The organism is Gilliamella sp. Pas-s27 (assembly GCF_009795865.1).
Classification (GTDB): Bacteria; Pseudomonadota; Gammaproteobacteria; order Enterobacterales; family Orbaceae; genus Gilliamella.
In genome coordinates, this window is the sequence record NZ_WTEW01000112.1 from 1 (window position 1) to 389 (window position 389).

Annotated in this window: 1 protein-coding gene; it reads left to right on the forward strand. The window is 38.8% G+C overall.

Annotation, left to right across the window (positions count from 1 at the left end; all coding sequences use genetic code 11):
• Positions 1-389, forward strand: a 389-nt coding sequence (locus GQ589_RS11930) for a DUF6708 domain-containing protein (RefSeq protein ID WP_202115114.1), incomplete at both ends; no start/stop codon positions are given.

Consider the following 389-nt stretch of genomic DNA (forward strand, 5'->3'; position numbering starts at 1 on the left):
TTTATGAACATTTCATCTTATATCTAGGATCATGGGCTACTTTTACTCGTTCACCCTTTAGAGCTAAAGAGATAACGGTTAAAGAATTTAATTGGGCAGATATTCAAGGGTGTATGACCTCAGTATCAGTTCCTCTTTCTAGTGGCGGAATGGTTAGAAGCTATCGTCTAGAATGTGTAGTATGCGAGCCTAATACCACTAAAGTGATTGACCACTTTCTACTAGCAGCTTATAGCAGTTTAAACTATGACGAATGGATGTGGATAAATAGCTATATGGCGTTTTCGGATAATAATTTGGATGCGGAATTGATGCCAGAAGATGAGTTTACATGGCCAATCAAAGTCAACTGGCCAGAAGAAATCGACAAAAAATCCAAAGCGAGCTCG